The sequence below is a fragment of the Bacillus sp. NMCC46 genome (assembly GCF_002998465.1).
Lineage (GTDB): Bacteria > Bacillota > Bacilli > Bacillales > Bacillaceae > Bacillus.
The window spans coordinates 1-6,486 of the sequence record NZ_PVQZ01000012.1 but is presented as its reverse complement, the minus strand read 5'-3'; the positions used below and the strand labels follow the sequence as shown (position 1 = coordinate 6,486).

Below are 6,486 nucleotides of genomic sequence, written 5' to 3'. Positions count from 1 at the left end.
CTGATTTTTTGCAAAACGTTACCAAACTTTCGTGAAAAAACCCTCGTTGGCTTTTCTAAAAACACGCACATTTTTTGGTGCATATAACTGGGCACTTTGACAAGTGATTGACAACTGGCGGATCATTTTCCATCACTGGTCCGCCAGTGACCGGCTCGTTTTTTAGTAGTGATCGGGAAGTGATCACCTCAAAAATCTCCACTGCTGCAGGAGTGATTTCCACCACTTCTTTGGGGTCATTTTTTTGCTAGGCTTTGCCTAGTTCCACACCATAAGTGGGGACAAAAACCCCTTATGCTCTTTTCAAAAAAATCCATCTATATGCTATCTCCAAAACTGCCACCAAGATTTTTTTTGCCCTTCCTTTTCCTCTTGTTTCGTTGATGCAATTAATTTTTTCGTTTCTTGTGTTTCTCTTATGGCCTCTAACAGCTTTTTATCTCTTTCAAGAAGACTACTTTGTATGTATTCTTGCTGTTTTTTCAACTGATCAATTAATTCTTTATTGAATTCCTCTTGTTGTTTTTTAAACTCCTCAAACTCATCCAAAAGCTTATTATAACTGTCGTTATGACGTTCATCATCCGTTATATCATTTATATCACTATCCGTTACGTCTTTCTTCTTAACCCATGATATAACTGCGTTACAAGCCTGTTTCAACGTCATATCTGGATGTTTTTTTATTTCTATAAGGCGTTTCAACGCTATAACATCATTGTTAAAGTAACCTCGATGACCGTACTCATTTTTATGAAATTTATAACCAGCCTCATCTAACATGATGCAATATTTCCTTAGCGTGGACTCTTGTATTTTAAGTATGGCAGCTGTATCACTACTGTTATAAACAGTTTGTTCTTGTTTTGTATCGCCTGACATAACACATCACCTCCGTTATAACATTCATTATACAAATAAAAATATCCTGCAAATAAAAATGAGCCTTAACGGCTCATTAAAATTTATAATCTGCATATAAATTAAATTCTTCTCTAAAATGATTAAACTCTTTGGATCTCCTTTGCAATAGAAAACACCTTTGACAGTAGGTCAATTGATTTGCAGAAAGAAACAAAAAAGTGATGGCTGACAATGGCGCAAATATACACATCCCTGTGTATGCTAAAATCTCCTAATTTCCCGAAACTCTTAAATGAATAATCCTACGCATTAAATACCCATAAAAGAATAAACAGACCTATCGTAAAATCAATAATTTCAAATGAAATATCGGGAGTTTGAGTATAGAAAAACCAACTAAAAATGAATATAACACTTATAACACCATAAAAGTATTTAAACATGATTTAAATCTAACAACCCTTCAAACTTATGATTATTAAGTGTATTAAAAAGAGTACAGAAATTATCCTCTGTACTCTTTTTAATACAAATGAAACATCAATCTTGAGATAAATAAATCCAGTTTTTATCGTCGAATTTTTTGATATCATCTGACCCTATATGACGTAACATTCTATTAAAGAAAATGATGTCATCTTCGTCATCATAATCATATAAACCCTCTTGCACATATTCTTTAATAATAAAATTAGTTAAATCAGTATTATTAACAAAATCAGAAAAGTAAGACCGCACAAGAATCGAATCATCTTCATTTAATTTTTCATCATTAATAATTGAAATCTTAAAAACATTCAAAATCTCATTAATATCCTCTTCATCCATATAACATAAGGGGTCTAATTTTTTATCTTCTTCTGTCAATGGTTTTCGAGTATCCTCAATTATTACGTAACATAAAATATTATCATTTTTCAACACACGAAAAACTTCTAAGTCACGTAATTTTAAAGGTCTATTAAGTGTTATCATGATTTCCCCCCTACTCAAACATTAACCAAATACTAATTTTGGCAAATTCATTAACTGAGCTATTCCCACACCTACTAGAGATGCTATTGTTACAAGATACCAAGGATTCATTACTATATCAAACCAACTGTATTTAGAGATTTTTTGACGTTCTTTTTCTAATTTTTTCTGTTTATCTAAAGCTTTTTTAAAGTCACTAGTCTTCTTTACATTTTTTTGTACAGATTTAGGGACTCCAGCTGAATTTAGAGTCTTACCGTGACTTTTGCCTCCAGTAACTCTTTCAGCTCCTTTAATCTTTCCTTTTTCAACATGTACATGCCAATCATTATTAACCCCGTCAACATGTGGCTTATCAACACGATATTTCCACCCAGGAGAACCAGGTACTTGTTTCATAGTAGCAGCTTCTGCTTCACCAGTTCCAATACTCAAAAGCATAGTCGAAAATAACAAAGTAAATATCATTGTTAAAATAAAATTCTTTTTCATAAATACCTCCAAATTACATATTATTGTATTATAGTGAAAATAATATATAAATTGAGGATTTATGTATATATCTACATATGAAAATTAAGGTAATTTTAAAGGAAATAGATGGTGAAATTAAATATTACTTTAACAAATTACAATACTGACATTCATTACTAATAGGTTATATAATTTTTAATGCCAACATGCCAATGAGCCATGACTTCAAATGTATCATTCGCCACCTCGTCCTCATCTTCTTCAATACGAATCAGATCCCCGTCTTCAGCATCCGTCAAATTCAGTTCCTTATGAATCTCTTTCAAGATCCCGCCATAACCAATTAAACGCCTTGCACTTAATGCATCATCCAAGTAATAGACCGTATCCAAATTCTCCTCGGTCACTTCATTCCCACGTATCACATCCGTATCCTTGACTGGATACTTTGAAATTTCAAGAATCGCTTTTTGTTCTTCTATTGCTTCGCGCACTTCTTTTTCAATCGCTTCCGCATCGATCACCTTTTTTCCTTTGACCCGCTGCACGTGCACAATCGGTGTGTAATCCAATTTCATTGCCTTCTTCCAAAAACTTGTCCACTCTGCTTGCTTAATATAACTTTTACCAAAGTAATTTCTCTTTACAGGGATAAGCACATGAAAATGTGGGTGATATGTATTTTCTTTATGATTTTTTGTTATCTCTAAAGCTCTAAAAAAACCAAGTGTCCCAGTTTTCACTTTCTTATATTGAAACAGCTTTCTATAACCTTGCATCATATCTGTAATTGTTTGTCTCAATTGATCCCCTTCAACATTTTTAACTGTTAACGTGAGAAATATCCATGCAGGCTTATATTGCCTGTTTGCTTCTTCCACAATCAACTTATTGTGATAAGCAATTTTTAAAGACCTTCGCCATGCACACATAGGGCACAACCTCACTTTACAAAAATAAGCTTGATATAATTTAAGTCTGCCTGTTTCTTTTTCTCTTTTAAACGTAAGACATTCGGCACAATTAAATATCTTCTCTGCCTTTTTTCCGTAGTAAGGCGCACCGATACGCTTTTCAAGCCCTTCATAATGAGATGACATTAGTGAAGATCGCATCTTTTTTCCTTTCCAATCCCGCTTTTTACCTGTTGCGGTTTTGTCCTGAAGGATGCTATAATTCGATTCAGATGAATATGTCAAAATAAAAACTCCTTCTGAAGCTAGTCCTCTAGCACTCTATTATTTTTGTTGTGGTGACTTAATAATAGCAGATGGAGTTTTTACCTGTCAAAATGCCTTTAAACCATTGATATCACTGTATTTACTCTATTTTTTCAAAATGACAGTGTTTCTATATGTATCAAGATAAGAAAAGACACGATTCTGACTCCGTCAAAATCGCCTAAAAATCTGGCGAAACCGCCATCTTTTTAAAAACCAAAACCTCAAAACCTAAAAGACCAAAGACTAAACCAAATTTCCCCGCATGGGGAGATTTTTTTTTTGATTTTTTCCACTCCATTCATAGTATAAAAATTCTTTACACTACCCCTACAACCTGACTAAACCTGACTCCAGAATGTAATTCTCCAGATCTGGAGAATCATGTGCCATCACCCGCCCACAAAAATGTTGAGATTGAAAAAGAGACAAACAGAAGAGCATAGAACAAGTAAGGTCATTTCATGGCGATCGGTCCGACCTTCTTGGCCATTGCTATTTATGGGTTCCTGCCGACTGTAACCAGTGGAAATATCACGTTTAATCAAAAACCTAATAGTTTACGTGTTATTTCCAAGTGACTGTACCCGATATTTTCAATGACAACATGCAAAAAACAGATCATATTCTCCCTAGCTGTACATCCAAAAGTCATTGCTGTCAGCATCCATATTCACACGCACCCACTCAAAAAGAATCGGTTTCGTTGGGGAATTTCTCACTTTCTAAATATTTACTAAATCTGTAAGATTAAGAGAAACATTTATGACAGGCAAAAGGTGGGTATGATGATGGTCAAAACAATTGCATATGAAGAAGTCGCTAACATGATGAATGAATGGTATGGGGTAATTAAAAAAAGAAAAGTAGACGAAGCGATCCAGTTGAAAGAACAGATTAAAAGAATGCTTCCACATATGGAACAAAATCAAGACCTGCTCCTCTATTTCAATCTTTTGGACTTTAGAAACAATCTCTTAATCGACGACGCGCAGCGATTAAAAATTAAAAGCCGCACAACCGTCAAACAAGAGGATATTCAAAAAACAGACGACATGATTCAATACTACTTTTACTTTTTCAACGGACAATTTGAGTTTCACAACAAGAATTACATAGATGCAATCAACTTTTACAAAATTGCTGAAGATAAACTGAAGAGAATCCCCGACGAAATTGAGCACGCTGAATTCCACTACAAAATTGCCGTAGCCTATTACCAAATTGACCAACATTTCTTTTCCCTTAGTCATGCTCAAAAAGCACTCGATTCCTTTAAATCGAATGATCAATACACCTACAAACAAATGAATAGTGAAATGATATTAGCATTAAACAAAGTTGACTTGATGCGTTACAAAGAAGCTGACAAGCACTATGAACATGTCATCAAGAAAGCAGAGGAAACAGGCGATTCATACACCAAAAGTTTAGCTCACTTCAATATCGGAATTAGTTACGAAAGACGAAGCTATCTACCACAAGCAGAGAGTCATCTACTCAAAGCCATTGAAATACCGGAACATAGAGAATCAATGAACACCATCCGCACATATTACATGCTTAGCAAAGTCTGTTTTAAAAGTGGAAAAACTGATAAAGCTCTTGTCTGGCACAAAAAAGCATGGAATCTAGTCGAGGAAAATAACGAAGATGAATACAGAGCAAAACTCATGATACTAGATGCACTTTACAACAATAGTCACATAAACAATATTCACCACGCCATGAAGTACCTAGAGAAAAAAAGACTATGGACAGATATAGCCGAATTGTCACGAGAAATAGGAAATCACTTGAAAAATAAAGGGAATATCACGCAAGCCGTTAAATATTATGAACAAGCACTTGTTGCAAAAGACGAAATCATAAAAATGACGGAGGCGTTAGAATGAAATGGATGATCAGCTTATCTCTAATTGCTTTATTAATCACAGGTTTATCAGTTTATTCAAACACTCAAACAGATCAGATCGCTGAAAAAGGTGTAGTAGGCGCTGTGATCAAACATGAAAAAGGAATAGATTCGAGGGTGATGATTTAAAACAAACAATTGCATAACCAACATAAAAACATTTAAACGCCCTGTAAGGCGTTTTTTCTTTGTCTGCATCTTTTTATACCTGAACAAAAATAAAAGCGTTCAGAATCGAATCTGAACGCTCTAAGAGGCATTTTAAAATAAAACACTCTCATTTTTTTATAAGTTTTCATTTCATTGCTTGTCTCATAATTAAGTCTACTTGTTTTTGAAAGATTACTACCCCCCTGTTAGCTGGGGGGGGTTCTCGTTTGGCTCTCGGTGATTCGCTTTTCGTTGCCACTCGACGACTGTCGTCGTCTTCCGCTCACACCTTCGCCAAACAAAAAAGACGCACAAATATTTCTTTAATCTTACCATTTTTGACTCTTTCATGCCAACGGTACAATGCTTGGCATTCTGCTTTGAACGGAGAGAAAACACACAGCACCTATTTAGGTGCATAAGTGGGCACTGGTTCTCCAGTGACTCTTTTCGGGCTCTGCCCAAACCCGCCAACGGTCAGCCCGTTGGATCGCAAATAGTCAAACCCCCTACCCCCGATCTTCGGGGGATGCCCCTTCGGCGGGCGCAAACAAACGGGGTTTGTTTGAATCAATAGGCTTTGGGTGTGGTGAATGTGTCAACTCCTTAATGCTCACTTTCGTTCCGCTTACCGTTGACTCATTCCGCATGTTTTTCACTCCATTTTTTAAACAGTAACGCTCCTTTTGAGTGCACACCTTTCCGAAACAACACAAAACAAACACGAACTTAATTCATCCATTATTGAACCCTTGTTGCGACTGATTTTTTGCAAAACGTTACCAAACTTTCGTGAAAAAACCCTCGTTGGCTTTTCTAAAAACACGCACATTTTTTGGTGCATATAACTGGGCACTTTGACAAGTGATTGACAACTGGCGGATCATT

General features: G+C 35.4%; 6 protein-coding genes. 2 read left to right on the top strand and 4 right to left on the bottom strand.

Features of this window, described 5'->3' with window-relative positions; translation table 11 throughout:
• Window positions 1–324: 324 nt before the first annotated feature.
• The 4 genes from C6Y01_RS18680 to C6Y01_RS18665 form a co-directional block, all read right to left on the bottom strand.
• Window positions 325–882 (bottom strand): DUF3967 domain-containing protein, encoded by a 558-nt coding sequence (locus C6Y01_RS18680; RefSeq protein ID WP_223249967.1) that lies wholly within the window; start codon window positions 880–882, stop codon window positions 325–327.
• A gap of 522 nt (window positions 883–1,404) precedes the next feature.
• Window positions 1,405–1,839, bottom strand: coding sequence for a terpene synthase (locus C6Y01_RS18675; protein WP_106038606.1), 435 nt, complete (start codon window positions 1,837–1,839; stop codon window positions 1,405–1,407).
• 21 nt (window positions 1,840–1,860) lie between these two features.
• Complete coding sequence (locus C6Y01_RS18670; protein ID WP_011116800.1) at window positions 1,861–2,331, bottom strand: hypothetical protein; 471 nt, start codon at window positions 2,329–2,331, stop codon at window positions 1,861–1,863.
• 158 nt (window positions 2,332–2,489) lie between these two features.
• Window positions 2,490–3,512, bottom strand: a complete 1,023-nt coding sequence (locus C6Y01_RS18665; RefSeq protein WP_106038605.1) for a protein rep — start codon at window positions 3,510–3,512, stop codon at window positions 2,490–2,492.
• 812 nt (window positions 3,513–4,324) lie between these two features.
• Here C6Y01_RS18665 and C6Y01_RS18660 point away from each other — a divergent pair.
• Both C6Y01_RS18660 and C6Y01_RS18995 read left to right on the top strand, forming a co-directional pair.
• The gene (locus tag C6Y01_RS18660; RefSeq protein ID WP_106038604.1) at window positions 4,325–5,428 is read left to right on the top strand and encodes a response regulator aspartate phosphatase; all 1,104 of its coding nucleotides are present in this window, start codon (window positions 4,325–4,327) and stop codon (window positions 5,426–5,428) included.
• Window positions 5,425–5,577, top strand: coding sequence for a hypothetical protein (locus tag C6Y01_RS18995; RefSeq protein WP_189318708.1), 153 nt, complete (start codon window positions 5,425–5,427; stop codon window positions 5,575–5,577). Before C6Y01_RS18660 ends, C6Y01_RS18995 begins: the two co-directional genes overlap by 4 nt.
• The last annotated feature ends 909 nt before the right edge of the window (window positions 5,578–6,486 follow it).

Excerpts from the sequence above, each read along its gene's own strand:
- C6Y01_RS18675 (WP_106038606.1), bottom strand. The coding sequence starts at position 1,839 with ATGATAACACTTAATAGACCTTTAAAATTACGTGACTTAGAAGTTTTT.
- C6Y01_RS18660 (WP_106038604.1), top strand. The coding sequence starts at position 4,325 with ATGGTCAAAACAATTGCATATGAAGAAGTCGCTAACATGATGAATGAA.
- C6Y01_RS18680 (WP_223249967.1), bottom strand. The coding sequence starts at position 882 with ATGTCAGGCGATACAAAACAAGAACAAACTGTTTATAACAGTAGTGAT.
- C6Y01_RS18995 (WP_189318708.1), top strand. The coding sequence starts at position 5,425 with ATGAAATGGATGATCAGCTTATCTCTAATTGCTTTATTAATCACAGGT.
- C6Y01_RS18670 (WP_011116800.1), bottom strand. The coding sequence starts at position 2,331 with ATGAAAAAGAATTTTATTTTAACAATGATATTTACTTTGTTATTTTCG.